Annotated in this window: 3 protein-coding genes; 2 read left to right on the top strand and 1 reads right to left on the bottom strand. The window is 68.4% G+C overall.

Annotated elements, in window-relative coordinates:
- The coding region (locus G3N97_RS37650) for an HlyD family secretion protein (protein WP_205997823.1) at nt 1-544 on the top strand (544 nt) is incomplete at its 5' end.
- Nucleotides 541-2,145, top strand: coding sequence for an MDR family MFS transporter (locus tag G3N97_RS37645; protein WP_205997822.1), 1,605 nt, complete (start codon nt 541-543; stop codon nt 2,143-2,145). The genes G3N97_RS37650 and G3N97_RS37645, both read left to right, overlap by 4 nt.
- Nucleotides 2,146-2,176: 31 nt before the next feature.
- Here G3N97_RS37645 and G3N97_RS37640 read toward each other — a convergent pair.
- A partial coding sequence (locus G3N97_RS37640) for an MFS transporter (RefSeq protein WP_205997820.1) occupies nt 2,177-3,251 on the bottom strand: 1,075 nt, incomplete at its 5' end.

The raw sequence follows: 3,251 nt of genomic DNA, 5'->3' as shown, positions 1-3,251 counted from the left end.
GGCGCAGGCGCAGCGCGCGCAGACCGAGGTGCTGCAGCGTCGGCGTGCGCAGGACGATGCGGCGATCGACGCGGCGCGCGCGCGGCTCGCGGCGGCGCAGGCGCAACGCGTGCTCGCGGACCTCGATCTCGACCATACGCGCATCGTCGCCACGCGCGACGGCATGGTCGGTCAGCGCAGCGTGCGCGCGGGGCAATACGTGGAGGCGGGCACACCGCTGCTCGCGGTGGTGCCGATGCGCGATGTCTACGTGGTCGCGAACTTCAAGGAAACGCAGCTCGAACATATGCGCGAAGGCGAGCCTGTCACGCTCGACGTCGATACGTTTTCGGGCCGCACGCTGCACGGACGCGTGCGCGGCATCGCGCCGGGATCGGGCGCGGAATTCGCGCTCCTGCCGCCCGATAACGCCACCGGCAACTTCACGAAGATCGTGCAGCGCGTGCCCGTGAAGGTCGTGCTCGATCCGCTGCCGCGCGACGTGGTGCTGCGGCCCGGCATGTCGGTGATCGCGCACGTGGATACGCGCGAGGCGGCGCGATGAGCGCGAAGTCGGTGCAACCCGCGCAATCCGCGCAATCCACACCCGCTGCCGAAGAAACCGTCTCGCTGCGCGCGTGGGTCGCCGTGCTCGGCGGCGTGTTCGGCTGCTTCATGGCGGGCATGAACGTGCACGTGACGAACGCCTCGCTGCCCGACATTCGCGGCGCGCTGGGCGCGAGCTTCGAGGAAGGCTCGTGGATCACCACCGCGTATCTCGTCGCCGAGATTGTCGTGATTCCGCTCACGGGCTGGCTCGTGCAGGTGTTCTCCGCACGGCGCGTGCTGCTGGTCGGGGCGTCGGGGTTTCTCGCGTTCTCGCTGGCGTGCTCGCTCGCACCGACGATCGGCTCGATGATCGCCGCGCGCGCCTTGCAGGGCGCGTTCGGCGGCGTTTTGATTCCGCTTTCGTTTCAGCTCATCGCCACCGAGTTGCCGGCGTCGCGGCGCGCGCTCGGCATGGCGCTGTTCGCTGTCGCCAACAACGTCGCGCAGGCAGCGGGGCCGTCGCTCGGCGGCTGGCTCACGGACGCCTATTCGTGGCGCTGGATCTTCTATCTGCAGATTCCGCCCGCGCTCGCGCTAATCGCGGCGATTGCATGGTCGATCAAACCCGTTTCCGTCGATCTCGCGCGCTTGAGGAACGCAGATTGGTTCGGCATCCTGACAATGGCCGTTGGCTTGAGCGCATTGCAGATCGTGCTCGAAGAAGGCGGACGCAAGGACTGGTTCGCCTCGCACGATATCGTGCTGCTGTCGTGCGTGGCGACGCTCGGTCTTGTCGCGTTCGTGGCGATCGAATTAAAGCGCGCGCAGCCGTTTATCAACCTGCGTCTGCTGGGGCGCTACAACTTCGGCGTGGCGAGCCTGATGCAATTCATGTTCGGCGCGGTGGTGTTCGGCGTGGTGTTTCTGGTGCCGAATTATTTCGCGCAGACGCAGGACTATAGCGCGCGCGATATCGGCATGACGATGATTCCGTATGGCCTCGTGCAGTTCGCCATGTCGTTCGCCACGCCGCCGCTGATGCGCGTCATCGGGCCGCGAATGGCGATTGTCGCGGGCTTCGCGCTGGTCGCCGTGGGCTGCTTGATGAATATCCATCTCGACGCCGATTCCGCCGCGAACGTGATCGTGCCGTCGCTGATCGTGCGCGGCGTGGGGCAGTCGCTGGTGGTGATCGCGCTGTCGGTGATGGCGGTGGACGGCATCGAGAAGGCGCAGCTCGGGTCGGCCTCGGGCGTCTTCAATATGGTGCGCAACGTGGGCGGCGCGATCGGCATCGCGCTCGCGAGCCAGATCGTGGTCGAGCGGGAGAAGCTGCATGCCATGCGGATCGGTGAATCGATCACGCCTTACGCGAGCGCGTTTCAGGAGCGGATGGCGGCGCTTTCGCGGATCGTGGCGCAGAGGCATCTCGCGCACGCCGACGCGCTGCCGCGGGCGCGCTTCGACGGCGTGCACGAAACGGCGCTCGCGATCATCGAGCAGCGCGTGCTGCACGAAGCGTTGCTGATGGCGTATAGCGATGCGTTTCTGATCGCGGGCGTTGCGATGTTGGCGTGCATGGCCGCTGCGTTTTCGCTGCGCGGTGCGAGTCGATGACGCGGTTCAGTTCGTGGCTGAGTTCGCAGTTTCAGTTGGCAGGCGAAGGCGCGTTGCGCTGCCGTCGACCTTCGAAAATGCCGAGCGTGAACACCGTCAGCATGCCGCTCGCGATGGCGAGCGGCCAGAGCAGCACGTCGTTGCCGAGACGCGCCATCGCCGCGCCCGCGATCAGCGGACCGACGATCGAGCTGCCCGTGAACGCGAGCGACACGCGCCGCATGTTGCGCACGAGCGCGTCTTTCTCGCCGGCGGCGGCCGCATACATGCCGAGCGTGATGAAGGCGCTGTTCATGCCGCCCGCGAGAAAGGCGCTCGCGGCGAAGCGCCAGGACGTGGGCGCGGCGAGCGCGAACGCGACCAGCGCGAGCGTGCTCGTCATCGCGCAGAGGACCACTGTTTTCCCGAGGCCCGCGCGGTCGGCCATCCATCCGACCGGGAATTGCAGCGCCATGCCGCCGAGGCCGAGGCACGCGAGCAGGACGGTGGTCTGGGTGCCGGTCATGCCGCGCGCGGCGGCGTAGAGCGGGAACAGGCCGTAGAGCGCGCCGTCGCTGAGGCCGCCGACGGTGACCACCACCATGCCCAGCGCCACGAGCGCGCTGACCGGCATGAAGTGGGCGTTGGCCTGGTTCGGCGTTTCGCGCGCGCTCGGTGCGACGGCCGACCCGACGTCCGGCCTGGAAGCGGTCAGCCAGAGAGGAATCGCGGCGGCGAACGTAAAAGCCAATCCGGCGACGATCGTCACGGAACCGGCGGGTCCGCACCACGCGGCCAGCACGGGCGCGACGACGCCCGCCGCCGCGATCAGGGTTTCATGTACGCCGACCACGCGGCCGCTGAGCGCATCCGGCACGAGGCCGTAAAGCCAGGATTCGTTGGCGATCCAGCGCAGGCCGATGCCGAGGCCCATCAGCATGCCGGGCGCGATCCACCACGGCCACGCCAGCCACGGCACCGACGCGAAGGCCGCGATGCTGGCCGCGAGCCCCAGCGAGACCGTGTACTTCGCGCCGAGGCGCGCGACCAGCGCGGGCGCCGCCATCAGCCCCGCGAGCATGCCGATCCATTGCGACGCCGCGAACAGCCCGGCGCGCGGCGCGTCG

It is taken from the genome of Paraburkholderia sp. Ac-20347 (assembly GCF_017104805.1).
Classification (GTDB): Bacteria; Pseudomonadota; Gammaproteobacteria; order Burkholderiales; family Burkholderiaceae; genus Paraburkholderia; species Paraburkholderia tropica.
This window is presented reverse-complemented; position numbering and strand designations above follow the sequence as displayed.